Source organism: Micromonospora sp. NPDC005367, assembly GCF_040606825.1.
In the GTDB taxonomy this organism is placed as follows: Bacteria; Actinomycetota; Actinomycetes; order Mycobacteriales; family Micromonosporaceae; genus Micromonospora.
On record NZ_JBEXFP010000007.1, the window covers coordinates 24,480 to 43,269 of the forward strand.

The 18,790-nt window shown below is 73.9% G+C and carries 15 protein-coding genes and 2 pseudogenes; 4 read left to right on the forward strand and 13 right to left on the reverse strand.

Translation table 11 applies throughout. From position 1 onward, the window contains the following. Window positions 1-54: 54 nt before the first annotated feature. A complete protein-coding gene (locus tag ABZS42_RS07475; protein ID WP_355143105.1) occupies window positions 55-357 on the reverse strand; it encodes a GNAT family N-acetyltransferase in 303 nt (100 codons plus the stop codon). 200 nt (window positions 358-557) lie between these two features. Between ABZS42_RS07475 and ABZS42_RS07480 the strand changes: the two are divergent. Next, window positions 558-1,283, forward strand: a pseudogene (locus tag ABZS42_RS07480) (glycosyl hydrolase family 18 protein); the annotation flags it as partial. 157 nt (window positions 1,284-1,440) lie between these two features. Next, complete coding sequence (locus ABZS42_RS07485; RefSeq protein ID WP_355143106.1) at window positions 1,441-1,659, forward strand: hypothetical protein; 219 nt, start codon at window positions 1,441-1,443, stop codon at window positions 1,657-1,659. Here ABZS42_RS07485 and ABZS42_RS07490 read toward each other — a convergent pair. The 3 genes from ABZS42_RS07490 to ABZS42_RS07500 form a co-directional block, all read right to left on the reverse strand. Next, window positions 1,647-2,162, reverse strand: coding sequence for a molybdenum cofactor biosysynthesis protein (locus ABZS42_RS07490; protein WP_355143221.1), 516 nt, complete (start codon window positions 2,160-2,162; stop codon window positions 1,647-1,649). The genes ABZS42_RS07485 and ABZS42_RS07490 overlap by 13 nt on opposite strands. 249 nt (window positions 2,163-2,411) lie before the next feature. Beyond that, on the reverse strand, window positions 2,412-3,290 hold the full coding sequence (locus ABZS42_RS07495) for a DMT family transporter (RefSeq protein WP_355143107.1): 879 nt from the start codon (window positions 3,288-3,290) through the stop codon (window positions 2,412-2,414). 305 nt (window positions 3,291-3,595) lie between these two features. Then, window positions 3,596-4,468: a hypothetical protein gene (locus ABZS42_RS07500; protein ID WP_355143108.1), complete on the reverse strand. Its 873-nt coding sequence runs from the start codon at window positions 4,466-4,468 to the stop codon at window positions 3,596-3,598. A 101-nt stretch (window positions 4,469-4,569) separates the two neighbouring features. On the opposite strand from ABZS42_RS07500, the gene ABZS42_RS07505 reads away from it, so the two are divergent. Continuing rightward, window positions 4,570-7,371 (forward strand): wax ester/triacylglycerol synthase domain-containing protein, encoded by a 2,802-nt coding sequence (locus ABZS42_RS07505; protein ID WP_355143109.1) that lies wholly within the window; start codon window positions 4,570-4,572, stop codon window positions 7,369-7,371. Continuing rightward, window positions 7,362-8,111 (forward strand): SDR family NAD(P)-dependent oxidoreductase, encoded by a 750-nt coding sequence (locus tag ABZS42_RS07510; RefSeq protein ID WP_355143110.1) that lies wholly within the window; start codon window positions 7,362-7,364, stop codon window positions 8,109-8,111. Before ABZS42_RS07505 ends, ABZS42_RS07510 begins: the two co-directional genes overlap by 10 nt. A 76-nt stretch (window positions 8,112-8,187) precedes the next feature. Here ABZS42_RS07510 and hpnH read toward each other — a convergent pair whose 3' ends face one another. The 9 genes and pseudogenes from hpnH to ABZS42_RS07555 all read right to left on the reverse strand — a co-directional run bounded on the left by hpnH (window position 8,188) and on the right by ABZS42_RS07555 (window position 18,661). Beyond that, a complete protein-coding gene (hpnH, locus tag ABZS42_RS07515) occupies window positions 8,188-9,195 on the reverse strand; it encodes an adenosyl-hopene transferase HpnH (protein WP_355143111.1) in 1,008 nt (335 codons plus the stop codon). After that, window positions 9,192-10,163 carry a 4-hydroxy-3-methylbut-2-enyl diphosphate reductase gene (gene ispH, locus ABZS42_RS07520; RefSeq protein ID WP_355143222.1) on the reverse strand — a complete coding sequence of 324 codons (972 nt, stop codon included), beginning with the start codon at window positions 10,161-10,163 and terminating at the stop codon, window positions 9,192-9,194. The genes hpnH and ispH overlap by 4 nt, the downstream gene beginning before the upstream one ends. A gap of 90 nt (window positions 10,164-10,253) precedes the next feature. Further along, window positions 10,254-10,703 (reverse strand): annotated as a pseudogene (locus ABZS42_RS07525) (hypothetical protein); the annotation flags it as partial. A gap of 47 nt (window positions 10,704-10,750) precedes the next feature. Continuing rightward, a complete protein-coding gene (gene shc / locus ABZS42_RS07530) occupies window positions 10,751-12,700 on the reverse strand; it encodes a squalene--hopene cyclase (protein ID WP_355143112.1) in 1,950 nt (649 codons plus the stop codon). Next, on the reverse strand, window positions 12,700-13,707 hold the full coding sequence (locus ABZS42_RS07535; RefSeq protein WP_355143113.1) for a polyprenyl synthetase family protein: 1,008 nt from the start codon (window positions 13,705-13,707) through the stop codon (window positions 12,700-12,702). The genes shc and ABZS42_RS07535 overlap by 1 nt, the downstream gene beginning before the upstream one ends. After that, a complete protein-coding gene (hpnE, locus tag ABZS42_RS07540) occupies window positions 13,704-15,080 on the reverse strand; it encodes a hydroxysqualene dehydroxylase HpnE (RefSeq protein WP_355143114.1) in 1,377 nt (458 codons plus the stop codon). Before hpnE ends, ABZS42_RS07535 begins: the two co-directional genes overlap by 4 nt. Beyond that, complete coding sequence (gene hpnD, locus ABZS42_RS07545) at window positions 15,077-15,949, reverse strand: presqualene diphosphate synthase HpnD (RefSeq protein WP_355143115.1); 873 nt, start codon at window positions 15,947-15,949, stop codon at window positions 15,077-15,079. The genes hpnE and hpnD overlap by 4 nt, the downstream gene beginning before the upstream one ends. Further along, window positions 15,946-16,803 (reverse strand): squalene synthase HpnC, encoded by an 858-nt coding sequence (hpnC, locus tag ABZS42_RS07550; RefSeq protein ID WP_355143116.1) that lies wholly within the window; start codon window positions 16,801-16,803, stop codon window positions 15,946-15,948. Before hpnC ends, hpnD begins: the two co-directional genes overlap by 4 nt. Window positions 16,804-16,846: 43 nt before the next feature. Then, on the reverse strand, window positions 16,847-18,661 hold the full coding sequence (locus tag ABZS42_RS07555; RefSeq protein ID WP_355143117.1) for a 1-deoxy-D-xylulose-5-phosphate synthase: 1,815 nt from the start codon (window positions 18,659-18,661) through the stop codon (window positions 16,847-16,849). Window positions 18,662-18,790 lie beyond the last annotated feature (129 nt).

Below are 18,790 nucleotides of genomic sequence, written 5' to 3' on the forward strand. Positions count from 1 at the left end.
CGGTGGTCGACCGGAGCCGGGCGGCCCGGGCGGCGTCGCCCCTGCCCGGAGGGGCTACTTCACCTTGCGGGTGGTCCGGACCACGATGTCGTCGTACTCGGTGTGCCGGGTCAGCCACTTCGCGAGGAACGGGCAGATCGGCACGACGGTGCGCCCGCGGGCGCGCGCGTCGTCCATCACCGCCCGGGCGAGTGTCGCGCCGACACCCTGTCCCTCGAAGGCCGGGTCGACCTCGGTGTGGGTGTAGGCGATGATCGTGCCGGTGAGCTGGTAGGTGACGAGACCGGCGAGCGCCCCGGTCTCGTCCCGCGCCTCGAAACGGTCACGCTCGGGCACGTCGGTCACGGTGAACTGCATTTCGCCAGTGTCCCAGGCTGCGGCCGGCGAGCGGCGGGCGACCGCCGTCGACGCGACGGGCGCCACTGCGGCCGGGCCGGCTTCTCGGCCTCGGTCGCTTGAACAGGCGAAAGGCATGCCCCGACGGCGGCCGGCTGCGACACATTTATACTTAACAAAGTTAACTGATAGCCTCCGGCAAATAGACGAGGAGGCATGTCATGCGACTGGCCGCCACCACCCCGGCACTCTGGACGGACCTCGGCCCGTGCGACGGCGACCCGTCGCCGTCGCCGACCGTGACGCCCACACCTCCCCCCCCCACCTCGACGCCCACCCCCACCCCGACCGTCCCACCGGATTCGGCCACCTGCCCGGTCCGGTCCAAGCCCACCGGCAAGGTGCTCCAGGGCTACTGGGAGAACTGGGACGGCGCGGCCAACGGGGTCCATCCGCCGCTGGGCTGGATCCCGATCACCGACTCCCGGATCCGCGCCCACGGCTACAACGTGCTCAACGCGGCGTTCCCGGTGATCCGCCCGGACGGCACCGTGCTCTGGGAGGACGGCATGGACGCCGCCGTTCGGGTGCCGACGCCGGCCGAGATGTGCCAGGCCAAGGACGCCGGGCTGACCATCTTGATGTCGATCGGCGGCGCCACCGCCGGCATCGACCTCAGCTCCAGCACCGTCGCCGACCGGTTCGTCGCCACGATCGTGCCGATCCTCGAGCGGTACAACTTCGACGGCATCGACATCGACATCGAGACCGGGCTGACCGGCAGCGGCGACATCAACCAACTCTCCACGTCACAGGCGAACCTGATCCGCATCATCGACGGGGTGCCCGCCCAGATGCCGGCCGACTTCGGCCTGACGATGGCGCCGGAGACCGCGTACGTCACCGGCGGCAGCGTCGTCTACGGATCGATCTGGGGCGCGTACCAGCCGATCGTCAAGCGGTACGCCGACAACGGGCGGCTCTGGTGGCTGAACATGCAGTACTACAACGGCAGCATGTACGGCTGTACCGGCGATTCCTACCCGGCCGGCACCGTGGAGGGCTTCACCGAGCAGACCGACTGCCTCGACCACCGGCCTGGTCGTGCAGGGCACCACCATCCGCGTCCCGTACGACAAGCAGGTCCCCGGCCTGCCGGCCCAGCCGGGCGCGGGCGGCGGATACCTGCCTCCCGCCTCGGTGGCCCAGGCCTGGAACACCTACGGCGGCGACCTGAAGGGACTGATGACCTGGTCGCTGAACTGGGACGGCAGCAAGGGGTGGACCTTCGGCGGCAACGTCCGGAGCCTTCAGGGGCGCTGATCGGGCGGCGCCTCGATCGCCACGTCGACCGGGCCGACCCGCAGGATGCCGTCGGTGAGCGGCGTGCACCGCACGCCGCCCCGACGGCGCAGCGCCTTCCAAGCGCCCGGGCCGATCGCCACATCCATCCACGCGCAGGGATTCGCCGGCCGGTTGACCCGCAGCCGGACCGGGCCGGCGCCGGAATCCAGCACCAGCACCGCGCCGACGAGATCGTCCACGGCGATGCCGGCGGTGAGCACGTTGCGACGGACCTGCCGCAGATCGGCGCCGGGGGGCAGCGACTCCTCCGCGGTCAGCGTCACGCTCGCCTCCCGGTGCGCAGGGCGGCCGAAGTACCGGTCCCCCACGATTCCCAGGCCGGCCCGGATGTGGACCTCTTCGACGAGTTCGCCCTCCGGGGCGGGAGCCGGGCCGTCGGCGGGTCGGCCGACGTACCGGTGCACGGGCGAGGCCAGCAGTTGCACGATCCGCGGTACCGGCGGGCCTTCCGGCGCGGGCATCTCCGTCACGATGCGAACACCTTTCGAGAGGTCCTCCGGGAGCACAGCCGCATCACCCGCCCTTACGGTAGCCGCCGGGCGGGGTCGGCCCTGCGATCCACGCCCCCGGGGGAAGCGGCAGGGTCGCCGGTTCGCGGCCCGAGGTCAGCAGTCGTCAAGCTGTCCCCGGCCCGGAACCGGCCGGCCCTCAGGATGCCAGGTGCGCCTTCTGCTCCCGCGCGGCGTGCTGCCGGGCGCGCCCGCCGACGTCTAACCACCCTTCACGTGTGGTGCGCGTCGGGCCAGCATGACGACCGCGAGGATCACCACGACGAGCGCGAGCGCCTGCCCCAGGGCCGCCTGGACGCTGCCCCGGATCGACTCGTCCAGCCAGATCAACCCGACGAGGATGGCCACCAGCGGGTCGGTGACGGTGATCGCGGCCAGGGCCGGCGCGCCCAGCGGTCCGGCCTGGTAGGCGTTCTGGCTGAGCAGCACCCCGAACGGGCCGAGCACGGCGACGGCGTACGCCTGCCACTGGGTGAACACCTGCCACGGGCTCTCCTGCAGGTGGAACGCCAGGCTGCTGACGAGGCCGGCGGTGACGCCGTAGCAGATGCCTGCGGCGATGGCCAGGGGCATCGGTCTCCAGCGCCGCTCGAGCCGCACCGCGGCCAGCAGACAGAGCCCGATCGCGGCCACCACGGCCGCGCCGAGCAGTATCGCCGACCAGAACGAGTCCAGGCCGCGTCCCTGCCCACGGCCGGGCTCGGCGATCACGAGGAAGGCCGCGAGACCGAACAGGCACAGGGTGGACTCGAGCAGGATCGTGCGGTCGGGCCGGTCGTGTTCGAACGCCGCGAAGAGCAGCACGTACCAGACGAGCCCGGTCACCAGCAGCGGCTGCACCAGGATCAGCGGGATCAGGCTGAGGGCGGCCACCTGGAGGGCGAACGCCGTGATGGCCAGCACCACCGACCAGCGCCAGCTGGGCAGGCGGATCAGGTGGACCAGGAGGCTGGGTCGCCCGGCCGGTTCCTCCGGAACCTGCCGTCCCGCGCGGAACTGCAGCACGCCCGAGGCACCGAAGGCCGCCGCGGCGGCCAGGGCGATGGGCACGCCCGCCAGCATCTGCCCCGTGTCGTTCACCGCACGCCAACCGGGCCGGTCAAGTGTGCCTCCCCTACGGCGGTCGTCAACGTCCCGTCGTCACCGATCGAGGCCGGGCCCACCCGGGCCGACGCCCGGTTTCAGCGGCCGGGCCCGGCGGTGACCCGGCGCGGGTTCCCGGCGCCGTCGGAGATAAACGGTGTACCTCCCGCCCCCACCGAGCGGTTACCCCCGCAGTGCCAGCATTCGCACTAAGAGTATGTAAATGCGGATTAAGCTGGTGATTGTTCCAATGGGGTGCTGCCGCGCCTCTCCGCCGCGTACCGCTGGGAGCATCCGACATGTCAGCGACCGGGCGTCTCGCTCCGCTCCGGCCCGCAGTCGTCCGGCTCGCCGTGCCGGTGCGGCTGAGCGTGGCGAGCCAACGCGACCGCGCCGGCGACCGCGAGCACGAACGCCAGGATCGCCACCGGCGTGAAGCCGGGCCGGACCCGGTCACCGAGCAGGAGCCAGCCGGTCACCGCCGGCGCCACCGTCTGCCCGACGATCGACGACGCCGAGGCGACCGTCACGGAGCCACGCTGAAGCGCGGTCGCATACAGCAGCACACCGGTCAGGCCGGCGAGCACCACGGCGTACGAGGCCGGGTTGGTGACCACGTCGTTGACACTCTCGACCCGCGCGAGCAGGCGCGCGCCGAGCGCCGCCGACCCGAACGAGAGCCCGGCCAGCAGGCCGGGCACCGCGGGACCACACATTCTCGGGCTGCCCAGGTAGGCCACGATCGCCAGTACGACCACCAGGGCGAGCAGCCACCACCCGGCGCTGCCGGGAACCGTGCCCGGCGGTCCGGCCATCGCGGAGAGCACCAGCAGCACCAGCCCGGCGATCACGCCGGTGATCGCCAGCCAGTCCCGGACGGTCAGCCGCAGACGCAGCACGAACATGGCGATGATCGCCACCATGCCGAGGTTGGCGGCGCCCACCGCCTGCACCGCGAACACCGGCAGGATCCGCAGCGCGGTGAAGGTCAGCAGGGAGGAAGCCCCGTCGAGCACCAGGCCCACCGCGTACGGGCCGTTGCGGACCAGCCGGAGCAGCAGGCGCGGGTCGACGTGCGGGGTGGCGGCCAGCCGGCGGGCGCCGATCGACTGGACGATCGCGGCGGTGGCACTGCACGACGCGGCGATGATCGCCAGCATGAAGCCCAGAGCCATGTCACGATCCCGGTGTCGACGGCGCCGGTCCAGGCCGGCGAAGGTATCTGCGCATACCCGTCTTCGGGCAGGTATCGCATGGCGACCCCGGCGGGTGATCCGTGACCGCCCCGGCCGCGCCGGAGCCGGCCGAGCCGGTCGCCCGGCGCGTACTGATCGTCTCGGCCGACATCGGCGGCGGGCACGACGCCACGGGACGCGCGCTGGAGGAGCGGATCCGGGCGATCTGGCCGGGCAGCCGGGTCGGCTGGGTGGACACCCTCGACGTCATGGGACCCGGGGTGGGTCGCGGCTTCCGGCGCACCTACGTGACGAATGTGGGAGTCACTCCCTGGCTGTACGAATTCTTCTGGTCCTCGTTGTGGCGGCACCACTGGTTCGCCGCCACCGCCAAGTGGTTCACCGGCTCGTGGGCCGGACGCCGGTTGGCCCCGGTCGTCGATGCTTTCGACCCGGACCTGATCGTCTCCACGTACCCCCTGGGCAGCGCCGGCCTGGCCTGGCTGCGCCGCCGACGCGGGCTCGGCGTCCCGGTGGGCGCGTGGATCTCCGACTTCGCACCCCACCCCTTCTGGGTCTACCCCAACCTGGACCTGAACGTCGTGGTGCATCGGGCCGCGATGCCGGTCGCCGCGGCCGCCGCGACGGGCGCCACGCTGGGGGTCTGCGCGCCACCCGTGCTCGACTCGTTCCGCCCCGGCGACCGGGTGGAGGCCGCACGGCGCTGCGATCTCGACCCGGAACGAGCCGCCGTCCTGGTCGCCTGCGGGTCGTACGGCTTCGGCGCCGTGGAGGAGGCGATCCAGGCGCTGGTCGGCGTCGGCGACCCGATCCAGGTGGTGGCGGTCTGCGGGCGCAACGAGCGGCTGGCCGCCCGGCTCGAGGCGCTGGACGTGCCCGCGGGGCGACTGGTGGTGCGCCGCTGGGTCGACGACATGCCGACGTTGTTGCAGGCCGCCCGGCTGCTGGTCACCAACGCCGGCGGCGCCACCGCGCTCGAGGCGCTGGCCACCGGGACGCCGATCGTGATGTACCGGCCGATAGCGGCACACGGCGCCGCCAACGCCGCGCTGATGGCGGCCGCCGGGCTCGCCGAGACCGCCCACACCCCGCAGACCCTCGTCGCGGGCGTCCGCACCCGGTTGCACCAGCCGCCACATCCGGTCGAGGTCCCAGCCGACGGGCAGCTGCCGGACCTGGCCCTGTCGGCGCTCGCCGGGTCACGCGGTCCGGCGGACGGGCCCGGGGGGCGGCTCGTCCCCGGCGCCGGCGAGGAGTACCTGGCCGTCGGGCCCCCGGCCGCCGGCGACATCGCGGCCCGCGCCGCGCTGGATGACGTACCCCGACCGGACGACGGCGGTGTCCGCGGTCGGGACCGTGGGGTGGCACGCGGACCTCGGGCGAGTTGGCCGCTGCGCGCGCAGGACGCGTTCTTCCTGTACGTCCAGACGCCCACCGAACCACAGCAGATCGGGACGGTGCTGGAGCTGGGCCCACGCTCCGAGGGCGTACCCGTCACGCGGGCGCAGCTGACCGCGCTGATGACCCAACGGTTGCCGGGGATCACCACGCTGCGCCGCCGCCCGGTGGACCGTGGCCCGTGGCGCCGCCCCGGCTGGGTGGTCGAACGTTTCGTGGATCCGGCCGCGCACCTCGACGAGATCCACGTGCCACCCGGCGACGACGGCACCGCGGCCATCGACCGCTTCTGGTCCGAGCCGTTGCCCCACGACCGGCCGCTCTGGCGCCTGCTGCTGATCAGCGGCCTGCCCGACGATCGCACCCGGCTCGCCGTCAAACTGCACCACAGCCTCGGCGACGGCATCTCGGTGATCGCCGTGGTGCGGCGGCTGCTCGACACGGTCGAGAATCCGGCCGCCCGTACCCGTCGGCGGGCACCGTCGTCCCCGCCGCAGGCCATGACGCCCGAGGAGAGGCCGGCCGGGCTCGCCCATGCCCGGGAGACGGCCCGCCGGCTGGGGCGGATCGCCCGCGGTCTGACCCGACTCGCCACGCTCGGGTCCACGCCCCGAACCCCGCTCAACCAACGGATCGACACGTCGCGCCGACAACTGGTCAGCGTGAGCCTGCCCGCCGCCGACGTGCTGCGGGCCGCCCGTGCCTGCCGTGCCCATCCGAGCGAGCTCATGCTCGCGCTCGCCGCCGGTGCGCTGAAGTCGGCACACCCGGATCCGGTGCCGCCACTGCTGCGGGTGATATTCGCCGTCTCCCGCGACGCGCGGCGCCGCGCACCCACCCAGGGCAACTGGACCGGCGCGGTCAGCCTGGACCTTCCGTTGCGGCCGATGACGCCGCAGGACCGGGTCGCCGCGGTACGCCGGACGTTGCGCCACGCGCTGGGCAGCGGCGAGGTGGAGGCGGCGGGGATGGTGATGCGGGCGTTGGGGGCCCTGCCCGCGCCGGCGCACGCGGCACTGGCGCGGCGCTTCTACACCAGCCGCCGCCTAAACGTGGTCGTCTCCTACATGCCCACCTCCTTCCCGATGCGCGTGCTCGCCGATGCTCCGGTGCTGGCCGCGGCTCCCGTCGTCGCCCTCGCCGAGGACGTGCACATCGGCATCGCCGTACTGCGCAGCGGGGCCAGCTTCGAGGTCGGAGTGATCCTCAACGCCGCCTTCGCCGACATCGGGAAGGCCATCGTCGCGGCCCTGCGGACAGGTCTCGCCGAGCTGCTCGTCGACACCGACACCGGCATCCGCGCCGCCGCCGGGCACGACACCCGGACGCCCGGACAGACCGGCGACGCCGCGGCGAACGACGGAGTGCCGGTCGGGGCGGACCACCGGCGGCGGGAGACACCCCTGGTCGGTGAGCCGCCCGGAACGGCGACGAGCGGCGGGACCGACCGGGCGGTCCCGCCCGGAGTGCCGCGATGCGCCTGACCGGTGCGGTGGTGCTGGTCACCGGCGCGTCGTCGGGGATCGGGGCGGCGGTGGTACGCCGGCTCGCCGGCGCGGGGAGCCAGGTGGTGGCGGCCGGCCGTGACCCGGATCGACTGGACCGGCTCGCGGCGGAGACCGGCGCCACCACCCTCGTCACCGACCTGAGTCGCCCGCACGCCGGGCGGGAGCTGGCCGAGCGGGCCCTGGCCCGGTACACGCGGGTGGACGTTCTGATCAACAACGCCGGCGTCGGCTGGGCCGGGCCGTTCAACGGGATGGCCGACTCGCTCGCCGACGAACTGCTCGCGGTGAACCTGCGGGCGCCGATGGAGCTGACCCGGGCGCTGCTGCCCGGGATGTGTCACCGCGGCGGTCACCTGGTCTTCGTCGGCTCGATCGCCGGCCGGCTCGGGGTGAACGGGGAGGCGGTCTACGCGGCCACCAAGGCCGGGCTGGACGCGTTCGCGCAGAGCCTGCGCATGGAGCTGGCCGGCCGCCAGGTGGCGGTGAGCACAGTGGTCCCCGGGGTCGTGGACACCCCGTTCTTCGCGCGCCGGGGCCAGCCCTACCGGCGGCGCCGTCCGCGCCCGCTGCCGCCGGACCGGGTCGCGGCCGCCCTCACCGACGCGATCGCCCACGACCGGGCCGAGGTGTACGTGCCCCGTTGGCTGCGCCTGCCGGTCGCCGTACGGGGACTGTTGCCGGCGGTGTACCGCCGCCTCGCGGCCCGGTTCGGCTGAGCCACGGGCGACCTGCCCGGCCCGCGCCCGGCCATGGGCCGGCGGGTTCCCGCCACGCCCCCGGGCGCGGGCCGGATCAGGTGGTCGACCGCACCGCCCGGATCGACTGGCGCAGCGAGGACATGGTGGCCAGCACGGCCGTCGGCTCGTACCCGCAGTGCGCCATGCAGTTGGCGCAGCGCGAGTCGCGCCCCCTGCCGTAACTGTCCCAGTCGGTCGACTCCAGCAGCTCCTTGTAGCTGGAGGTGTACCCGTCGGACAGCAGGTAGCAGGGCCGCTGCCAGCCCAGCAGCGAGTACGACGGGATGGCCCACGCGGTGCACGGGAAGTCGACCTTCCCCTCCAGGAAGTCCAGGAAGAGCGGCGAGTGGTTGAGCCGCCAGCGGGCGCGGCGGCCACCGGAGAACGTCTTGCGGAACAGCTCGCGGGTCTCCGTGACGCCCAGGAAGTGCTCCTGGTCGGGCGCCTTCTCGTACGCGTACGCCGGGGCGAGCATCATCTCGTCGACCTTCAGGTCGTCGTTGAGGTAGTCGAGCACCTCGATGACGGTCTGGGGTGTGTCGGTGTTGAAGACGGTGGTGTTCGTGGTGACCCGGAAACCGCGCCGCTTGGCGTCGCGGACCGCCTCCACCGCGACGTCGAACACGCCGTCCTTGCAGACCGCCGCGTCGTGCCGTTCGCGCAGGCCGTCGATGTGCACGGTGAACGCGAAGTACGGCGACGGCGTGAACTTGCCGATGTGCTTGGGCAGCAGCATCGCGTTGGTGCAGAGGAAGACGAACTTCTTCCGGCGCACCAGTTCGGCGACCAGCTTGTCGATCTCCGGGTGCATGAGCGGCTCCCCGCCGGCGATGGAGATCATGGGCGCGCCACACTCCTCCACCGCGGCGAGCGCCTGTTCCACAGGCATCCGGCGCTTGAGCAGGCTCGCCGGCTGTTGGATCTTGCCGCAGCCCGCGCACTTCAGGTTGCAGGCGAACAGTGGTTCCAGTTCCAACAGCAACGGGAAATGCTTGCGCCCGCGTATCTTCTGTCCGGCCAGGTAGCGCGCGATACGCAGACTCTGACGCAACGGCATACTCATGGCTGGCGTACCTCCTTCGGCAGGGTGAAAACCACGTCCTCCACGGCTGCGGTGTGTTCGCTCACCTCCTTGACGCCGAGCGCGGTGAGCGCGGCGACGACCTCGTCGACCAGCCCGGGCGGGGCGGACGCGCCGGCCGTGATGCCGACCGTCCGCGCGCCGGAGAGCCAACGCAGGTCGATGTCGCTCACGCCGTCGATCAGGTGGGCCCGGGCGCCGGCCCGTTCGGCGACCTCCACCAGCCGGCGGGAGTTCGAGGAGTTCGTCGAGCCGATGACCAGGACCAGGTCGGCTCGCGCGGCGACGGCGGTGATGGCCCGTTGCCGGTTCGTGGTGGCGTAGCAGATGTCGTCCGAACCCGGGCCGACCAGCGCCGGGAAGCGCAGCCGCAGCGTGTCGAGGATGCCCGCCGCCTCGTCCACCGCGAGGGTGGTCTGGATCAGGTAGGAGACCCGTTCCGGATCGTCGACCTGCACCGTCTCGGCGGCGGCCGGGTCCGACACCAGGCGGATCCGGTCGGGCGCCTCCCCCAGGGTGCCGTCGGTCTCCTCGTGCCCGCGGTGCCCGATCAGCAGCACGGTGTCGCCCCGGCCGGCGAACCGGCGCGCCTCGGCGTGCACCTTGGTCACCAGTGGGCACGTCGCGTCGATGACCGGCAGCCGCCGTTCGGCGGCCTCCTGCCGCACGGCGGGCGCCACGCCGTGCGCGGAGAAGACGGTGAGCGCGCCGTCGGGGACCTCGTCGAGCTCGTCGACGAAGACGGCGCCCTGTGCCCGCAGGTCGGCCACCACCCGGGCGTTGTGCACGATCTGCTTCCGGACGTAGACGGGTGGGCCGTGCCGGCGCAACGCCTCCTCCACCACGGCGATCGCCCGCTCCACCCCGGCGCAGAACGACCGGGGCGAGGCGAGCAGCAGCTGATGCACGCTGCCGGCCGCCGCGGCCCACTCGGTGAGCGCGTCGGCCACCACCGGCAGCACCCGAAGCGCCGCACGGACCCGGCGCAACGTCGCCGGGCGGTAGAGCGAACCCGCCGCGGGGTCGGCGACCACCCGCACGCAGGCCGTCGGGCGGCCGGCGCAGCCGGCGAGCAGCCACGCCGACTCCAGGTCGGCGACGAGGGCGCCGGAATCGGCCAGCCGGTCCCGGGCCGCGCCGTCGACCATCCGGTCGGTGCTGACCACCGGCCCGACGTGCACCCGCAGTCCGCGGCGACGCAGCGCGGCGGCGAGCAGGTCGGCGTCCGGCATCCGCACCTCGCCGGGTGGGGCGTCGGGGGCCAGCGGGTCGGCGCGTACCACGTCGGCCACCACGACGTCGCCGGTGGCCAGGCCGGGCGCGAGTCCCCCGCCGATGCCGGCCACCGCGACCGGGGCGGTCCCGGCGGGACGGTGGGCCGCGGCGGAGCGGGCGCGGCGCGGCCCGATGCCGGTACGGCAGAGCGTGAGCCGACCGAGCGGATCGGGTTCGCCCAGCCCGCGCCGCAGCGCCGACAGCTCCGGCCGCATGGGCGCGTAGAGCGTCCATGCCGGAGTGTCCGGGACACTGGGGCGGATCACCGTGTCACCGTTGCCTCGAGCTCGCCGGCGCGGGCGTCCAGGATCCGGCCGAGCGCGCTGATCGGGAAGACCAGCCGGTAGAGCCCGTAGTTGATGTAGAAGTCGCCGGGGAAGCCGGTGCCGGTGAACTGCGGCTCGTCCCAGCCGCCGTCCGGGCGTTGGGTCTCGACCAGCCAGCGCACCGCCCGCAGGGCCGGCTCGCCCGTGCCGTGACCGGCCGCGTGCAGCGCCAGCAACGCCCAGGCCGTCTGCGACGCGGTGGACTCGCCCCGGCCGATCCACGACGGATCCCGGTAGGAGCGCAGGTCCTCGCCCCAGCCGCCGTCGGCGTTCTGGTGGGTCAGCAGCCAGTCGACGGCGCGCCGGATCGCCGGGTGGCGTCGGGGGACGCTCGCGGCCACCAGGGCGGGCACCACCGCGCCGGTGCCGTACACGTGGTTGGCGCCCCAGCGGCCGAACCAGGACCCGTCCGGCTCCTGGGCGCGCAACAACCAGTGCACCCCGCGGCGTACCGGGATCGTGCCGGCGTAGTTCTCGGCGACGAGCGCCTCGACGACGTGCGCGGTGACGTCCGCGCTGGGCGGATCGATGACCTCGCCGAAGTCGCAAAACGGCAGGTCGGCGAGGATGGCCCGGGTGTTGTCGGCGTCGAACGCGGCCCAGCCGCCGTCGCGGCACTGCATGCCGAGCATCCAGCGGGTGCCGCGCAGCACCGCCGCCTCGGCCGGGACGCCGGTACGCCGCAGCGCCATGATCACTTCGGCGGTGTCGTCGGTGTCGGCGTACCCATCGTTGTCGAACTCGAAGGCCCAGCCGCCGGGTGGTGTGTTCGGTCGGCGCACCGCCCAGTCACCGCGTACCCGCACCTCCTCGTCCAGCAGCCACCGACCGGCCCGCTCCAGCGCGGGGTGCCCGGCCGGCAGACCGGCGTCGCTGAGCGCCGTCACGGCGAGCGCGGTGTCCCATACCGGTGACTGGCACGCCTCCAGCCAGCGCACCGTCCCGTCGGGGTTCCGGGTGCGGACCGTGAAGCGTTCCAGACCGTCCAATCCGGCGCGCAGGACCGGATGGTCCAGCGGATAGCCGAGCAGGTGCAACGCCATCACCGAGTAGACCCAGGGCGGTTGGATGCCACCCCACGAGCCGTCGGCCTCCTGGCGGGCCACGACCCACTCGGCGGCGCGGCGCAGGGCGTGCCGGCGCACCGGCCCGCGGGCGATCCGCTCGTAGGAGCCGGCGAGACGGTCGAGGCGGTGCAGCAGCCCGGCGCGGGAAGCGAGCCGGGGCGGCCGCGGCGGTGGGGCCGCGGTACGCAGCTCGTCGACGCCGAAGCCGAGCGAACGTACCGGGCGTAGGGCTCGGACGATGGACAGCGGAACGATCGTCTGCCGTGCCCAGCAGGCGAAGTCGTAGACGTTGAACGGCACCCACGACGGCAGCAGCACCAGCTCGGGCGGGACGGCCGGCAGCCGCGACCACGGCCAGTGACCGAACAGGGCCAGCCAGAAGCGGGTGAAGACCCGGCTGGCCGTCAACCCGCCGTGCGCCCGTACGAACGCGGCGGCGGCCGACATGTGCTGCGCTTCGACCGGATCACCCGCCAGGCGCAGCGCCACGTACGCCTCGATGGTCGTGGACAGGTCGCCCGGGCCGCCGTGGAAGGTCGCCCAGGACCCGTCGGGGTGTTGCTGGGAGCGGATCCAGCGGGCGGTCTCCTCGGTCTGTTCGGCGGTACGGATGCCGAGGAACTGCCGCAGCATCAGGTCCTCGGCGTCCATCGTGACGTTGGTGGCGAGTTCGCCCTTCCACCACCCCGCGTCGTCCTGCAGGCCGAGCAGGTGTTCCCGCGCTCGGCGCAGCGCCTCCCGCGCGCCGTCGAGCGGGTCGGGGCCGGCGCGCAGCTTCGCGTCCTGGCTGGTGGTCTTCGCAGACAGCAACTCGGTCATCAGTGGTCCCGTCCGGTGATGAAGTCGGCCACGTCGGTGAATTCGGCTCGCACGTCCTCCGGCAGTTCCAGGGCGTCCAGTTCGGCCCGGGCCGCCTCGATCTCCTGCCACGCCCGCTGCCGCGTCCACTCGCGGGCGCCGGTCGCCTCGATCAGCCCGGTCGCCCGGGCGACGTCCTCGTCGGTGAGCGTCGTCGGCGAGCCGTACAGGTCGGCGAGGGCCAGCCCGGCGGGGTCACCGCTGGTCAGCGCGCGCACGACCGGGACGCTGCGCTTGCGCGCGCGCAGGTCCGAACCGACCGGCTTGCCGGTGCGCCGCGGGTCGCCCCAGATACCGAGCACGTCGTCCACGAGCTGGAAGGCGAGGCCGAGGTGGAACCCGAACCGGGACAGCCCGTCGACCAGTCCGGGTGGGCCGCCGCAGAGCAGCGCCCCGAGCGCGCACGACCCGGCCAGCAGGGACGCCGTCTTGTCGCCGACCATCGTCAGGCACTCGTCGAGGCCGACGTCGTCGCGCCGTTCGAAGCTGAGGTCGGCCATCTGGCCGGCGATCAGGGCGCGTACGTCCTCGGCGAGCCGCCGCGCCGCCGGTTCACCTCCAGCCACCTCGATGAGCGCCTCGTACGCCAGCCCGATCAGCGCGTCCCCGGCGAGGATCGCCGGGCCGACGCCGAACACGGTCCACGCGGTGGGCCGGTGGCGACGTTCGGTGTCGCCGTCCATCACGTCGTCGTGCAGCAGCGAGAAGTTGTGCGCGAGCTCGACCGCCGCGGCCGCCGGCACGCCCGCCTGCGCGGCGGCCCCGGTGGCCCGCGCGGACAGCAGCGCCAGCGCCGGACGCAGCCCCTTGCCCTGGCTGGCCGCGGGCGACCCGTCGGCGTCCCAGTAGCCGAGCTGGTAGCCGGCCACCAGCCGGCTGCCCGGGTCCAGGCGGTCGAGCAGAGCCCGGATGGCCGGCTCCACGTACGTCTGGATCTGGTCGGTACTGCGGCTGCGTACAACGGTCATCGTGCGGCCTCCGTGTGGTGTCGAGGACGGGACACGAGCTGTCGGGCGAGGACGTCGGCGGCCGCCTCGCCGCTGCGCACCGCGCCTTCCATCGTGTCCGGCCATCCGGTGTCGGTCCATGCCCCCGCCAGCACCAGCCCGGCCAGGCGGGTGCCCGCGGCCGGCCGGTACGGGCGGGTGCCGGGGTTCTGCCGGAAGGTGGCTCGCGGTTCCCGGGTGACGAACGCGTCGAGTACCGGGGTGCGCCGCGCGGCGGGGAGGAGCTCGGCGAGCGCATCGCGCTGGGTTGCCACCAGCTCGGCGGCGGGGCGGTCGATCTCGGCGTCGGCGGCCGAGAGCGAGACCACGAGGTGCTGTTCCGTGCCGGCGTCCGGGGCCGACCGGTCGAAGATCCACTGTGCCGGTGACTCCACGGCCGCGGCCATGGTCAGCCGGGTGACGCGGTGGGCGTAGCGCAGGTGCACGTTGACGATCGGCGCGGCACCGAGGCGGGCCCAGTCGGCGGCGGCCGGTGCCGCGGCCGGCGGAACCAGCGCGGACGCGACCTGGTGCGGCACTGCGAGCACGACGCCCTCGGCGGCCAGTTCACCGCCGTCCATGCCGACGCGGAACCCGGTCGGCTCCGGGTGGATCCACCGCACCCGGGACCGCAGGCGTACCCGCGCGCCGAGTCGTTCGAGGACCCGCCGGGCCGCCACGGAGTGCAACTCGGTGAGCGGCACCAGGGGCCGGCCGATGTCGCCGGCGTCGGCGGTCTCCAGCAGGCCGGTGCGGAACACCCGGGCGGCCAGCGCCAGGGATGCCTGCGTGCTGGGCACGTTCAGCGCGGCCACGGTGATCAGGTCCCAGAGCCGGCGCACCAGGCGCGGGTTCTGGCCGTGGGCGGCGAGCCATTCGCCGAAGCTCTGCTCGTCGGTGCTCGGCGAGTCGGGGTCGACGCGGCGCAGCGCCGCACAGGCCCGCACGGCGGCGAGCCGCTCGACGGGGTTGAGCAGCCGGTAGCCCGCAAGCGCGGGCAGCAGGTGGGCCGGGGCGGGCAGCGGGCGCCGGGTCAGCAGGTGCGGCGCGTGCCCTGGTAGCAGCACCGGCACCTCGAACCGGCGCTGCAACTGCGTTCCGGCGGTGGTGCCGAGGCGTTCCAGCAGGCCGCGGTAGGCGTGGTAGCAGCGCAGGAAGACATGCTGCCCGGTGTCGACGGTCAGGCCGCCGCGACGGAACGAGTAGGTGGCGCCGCCGAGTTCGGCGCGGCTCTCCAGCAGCGTCACCGGCAGGCCGAGGTCGGCGAGGCGGATCGCCGCGGTGATCCCGGCCAGCCCGCCACCGACGACACACACCCCGCCGCTCTCCGGCGGCGTCGCGAGCGGCCCGGTCATGCGGTGCGCCCGACGAGAGCGCGTGCTGCCACCCAGGCCTTCTCCCGGCCGGGCAGCGACACCCGGGTACGGGCGACCGCGAGCGGGTCGGCGGCGATCCGGGCGAGCAGGCGACGGTAGATGCCGGCCATGGCCGCGGTGCAGGCGGCGCTGCGCCGGTCGAGCAGCGGCAGCAGCCGCAGGCCGTCCTCGTACCACTGGGCGGCCCGGGCCGCCTCGAAACGCACCAGCTCCGTCAGCCGCTCGGGCGGGTCGGTGAACCCGGAACCGCCGAGCTCCAGGGTGCAGCCGAACCGTTGCAGGTCCTCGGTGGGCAGGTAGATCCGCCCGTCGACGCGGTCCTCGACCAGGTCGCGCAGGATGTTGGTCAACTGCAGGGCCACGCCGAGCGCGTCGGCCAGCGGGGCGGCCGGTCCGGGGTCGGCGGCACCGAACACGCCGAGGGAGAGCCGGCCGATCGAGCCGGCCACGCAACGGCAGTACCAGACCAGGCCGTCGAACGTGTCGTACCGGCGGCCGACGACGTCGGCCACACACCCGTCGATCAGCTCGTCGAAGGCGGCGAGGGGGATCGGCATGCGGGTGGCGGCGTGCCCGAGCGCGGTGAGCACCGGATCGCCGCCACGGTCCGTGGGCAGCCGGCGCAGGAGGGCGCGGGTCTCCGCCAGCTGGAAGAGCTTCTCGTCGCGCGGCAGGTCGCCGTCGCCGATGTCGTCGATGCGCCGGGCGATGGCGTAGATGGCGGACAGGGCGCGGCGCTTCGCCGTGGGCAGCAGCCGGATGCCGTACGCGAAGTTGGCTGCCTGGCTGCGGGTGATGTCCTCGCAGTGGCGGTAGGCGGCCTCGACGGCGGGAGTCGTCGCGGTCATCCGGCGCTCCGTATGGTGGCAGCCAGCCAGCGGCGCAGCACCCGCCGGCGATGGGGACGCACGGCGTCACGCAGTGGGTCGTGGTCGGCCGCGGCGAGCGCGTCGAGGGTGGCCCGTCCCCCGGCCACGTAGCCGCCGACGGCGAGGCGCGCCCAGCCGTGCAACGCGGACACGAGCGGGGCGCCGGCGTCGAGCCAGGCGCGGGCCCGCTCCGCCTCGAAGGCGATCAGCTCGCGCAGTGCCCGGCTCGCGACCGGCCGGGCCAGCTCGTCCTCGGTGACACCGAACCTGTCCATGTCCTCCCCCGGCAGGTAGATGCGGCCGCGCCGGTGGTCCTCGGCGACGTCCTGGAGGTGCTCGACGATCTGCAGGGCGGTGCAGATCCGGTCGGACAGTTCCCGCCGGGCCGGACCGACCTGCCCGAACACGTGCAGCACCAGCTCGCCGACGGGGTTCGCGGAGAGGGTGCAGTACTGCACGAGCTGCGCGAACGTCGCGTAGCGGGTGACCCGCTGGTCGACCCGGTTCGCCTCGATGAGCCGGATCAGCACCTCGATGGGCAGCCGGCACCCGGTGATGGTGGGCGCGAGGGCGCGTACCACCGGGTGGCTGACCGCGCGGCCGGCGGCCAGGGCGCGCAGCTCGGCCTCGATGCGGTCCAGTTCGGCCGTCCGGTCCACGCCAGGCGCCTGCGGCTCGTCTCCGAGGTCGTCGATGTGGCGGGCGTACCCGTAGACGGCGAGCAGGTGGCGGCGGTACCGGTCCGGCAGCACCCGCAGCGCGACCGGGAAGTTCTCCTCCGTCCGGGCCTGGGCGAGCCGTTGCACTGCGGGCACGACGATCTGCTGGCTCATCCCTGGTCTCCTTCCTCTGGCGCGGGGGTCGGGCGGTGGCGCGTCATCCGTGCAGCGCGGTCAGTGGTGCCTGCGCCCGGTCCCGCACCCGCCTGTCGAGGCCGGCGGGAAGGGTCGAGACCTGGTGCAGGACCGCGGCGCAGATGCCGGGCGGGTCCAGGCCGTGCTCGGCGAGCAGACCGGCCCGCTCGCCGTGCGGGATGAACGACGTCGGCAGGCCGAGCGCCCGCACCGGGGCGTCGACGGCCGCGTCGGCGAGGGCCAGCGCGAGGGCGCTGCCGATACCACCGTCCCGTACGCCGTCCTCGACGGTGACGACCAGCGCGTGGTCGTCGGCGAGGGCGGTCAGCGCCGGATTCACCGGGCGGACCCAGCGGGGGTCCACCACCGTGCACTCGACACCCGCCTCGGCGAGCAGGTCGGCGGCGCGCAGCGTGGGCGCGGCCATGGCCCCGACGGCGACCAGCAGGACCGGCGCGGCGGTCGCGGTACGCAGCACGTCGACTCCGCCGTTGCGGTAGAGCGTGGGGATCTCGTCGCCGACGCCGGCCTTGGGGAAACGCAGCACCGTCGGTCCGTCCTCGTGGGCGACCGCCTCGCGCAACTCCTCGCGGAGCGTCGCCTCGTCCCGGGGCGCGGCAACCCGCAGGCCCGGTACGGCGCCGAGCAGTGCGAGGTCCCACATGCCGTGGTGGCTGGGCCCGTCCGGGCCGGTGATGCCGGCCCGGTCCAGCACCAGGGTGACCGGCAGGCGGTGCAGGGCCACGTCGAGCAGGACCTGATCGACGGCCCGGTTGAGGAAGGTGGCGTAGACCGCCACGACGGGGTGCTTCCCGCCGAAGGCGAGTCCGGCGGCCGAGGTGACGGCGTGCTGCTCGGCGATGCCGACGTCGACGGTCCGGTCGGGGTAGCGCTCGCCGAAGGCGGCCAGCCCGGTGGGGCCGAGCATCGCCGCGGAGACCGCCACGAGGTCGGGGCGGCCCTCGCCGATGGCCACGAGTTCGTCGGAGAGGGCGTCGGTCCAGGTTCGGTTCGGGGCACTCGCCGGCCGGCCGGTGAGCGGGTCGACCACACCGACGGCGTGCAGCCGGTCGGCCTCATCGGTCTCGCTGGGCTGGTGCCCGTACCCCTTCTGGGTGACGCAGTGGACCACGACGGACCGGTCGGTGGCCCGGGCCTTGTGCAGGGCAGCCTCGACCTGGTGCACGTCGTGGCCGTCGATCGGGCCGAGGTAGGCCAGGCCGAGCGCCTCGAACAGCCCCGGCCCGGCGTCGCCACCGTGCCGCCCGGCGAGGTGGTCGGCGAGGCCACCCACGGTCGGGGCGTAGGAGCGGCCGTTGTCGTTGAGCACGACCACCACGCGCCCCGGTGACGTGGCGAGGTTGTTCAGCGCCTCCCAGGCGAGTCCGCCGGTGAGGGCGCCGTCACCGATGACCGCCACCACCGCGCGGTCCGTCCGGTCGAGGGCGTAGGCGCGGGCGAGTCCTTCGGAGTACGAGAGTGCGGTCGAGGCGTGCGAGTTCTCCACCAGGTCGTGCGGCGATTCGGCGCGCCGGGGGTAGCCGGAGAGGCCGCCGCGACCGCGTAGCGCGGCGAAGCGGTCCCGCCTGCCGGTGAGCAGCTTGTGGACGTACGCCTGGTGGCCGGTGTCGAAGATGATCCGGTCGTGCGGGGAGCGGAAGACCCGGTGCAGGGCGAGGGTCAGCTCGACCACTCCGAGGTTGGGTCCGAGGTGACCGCCCCGCCGGCAGACCGCGTCCACGAGGAACGTCCGGATCTCGGTCGCGAGCAGCCGGAGCTGGTCGCCGGTGAGCCGGTCGAGGTCTGCGGGCTCGTTGACATCGTCAAGCAGGGACATCATCTCTCCGTCCGGGCACGCGACTCCGCGGCGACACCGTCTGGGGCACCGGCCGACGGGGTGGCCGTCGGCGTGGGTCGTGCTGCGACGCTCGTCCACCGCGTCTGACGGTTGCGGTGGCCCGCGCCG